At 64.4% G+C, this 739-nt stretch carries 1 protein-coding gene; it reads right to left on the reverse strand.

Features of this window, described 5'->3' with window-relative positions; all coding sequences use genetic code 11:
• Positions 1 to 151: 151 nt before the first annotated feature.
• On the reverse strand, positions 152 to 739 hold a 588-nt coding region (locus F6Q13_RS18525; protein WP_293059652.1), incomplete at its 5' end, for an aldehyde dehydrogenase family protein.

Here is a 739-nt window from a genome sequence, read left to right on the forward strand (position 1 = left end):
GCGGTCAGGTCCAAAACGCCAGCGGTGCAGTCACCGTCGTGGCCGATCGAATGGCTGAGCTCATGGATGAAGTATTTCGTGAGCGGCAACCATCGCCCCGGGGGTAAACGGCTTCGAGATGGTGCGTGGTGTCAGTCCGGCCGCTCAGCCCTCACTCTCTCAACGGCATGGTGATGAGCTTGTACTCGAGGAACTCTTCGATACCCACACGCCCCCCCTCGCGGCCCAGGCCGGATTCTTTGACCCCGCCGAACGGCGTCGCCGGGTCAGACACGATTCCGCAGTTCAACCCGACCATGCCCACCTCGAGCCTTTCACTGACGCCCAGGGCACGGTCGATGTCCTGGCTGAACACGTAACCGACGAGACCCCAGCGGGTGTCGTTGGCCACTGCGACGATGTCGTCGTCATCGGTGAATGTCTGTATCGCCGCGACCGGCCCGAAGATCTCCGTGGAGCACATCGCGCAGTCCGATCTCACAGCGGTCAGGACCGTGGGTTGATAGAAGTAGCCCGGCCCCTCCGCCGAGCGGCCACCAGTCACCACCTGAGCGCCCCGCTCGACTGCATCGTGAACCAGGCGGTCGACCTTGTCCCGGCCGGGAGCGTCGATCAGCGGTCCGACTTGTGCTCCCTCGGACCAGCCCGGGGCCACCCGCAGTGCCGCCATCCGTTCACCGAGGCTGCTGGAGAACTCCTCGGCTACCCGATCATGAACGTAGAACCGGTTAGCCGCAGT

Source organism: Mycobacterium sp., assembly GCF_008709575.1.
Classification (GTDB): Bacteria; Actinomycetota; Actinomycetes; order Mycobacteriales; family Mycobacteriaceae; genus Mycobacterium.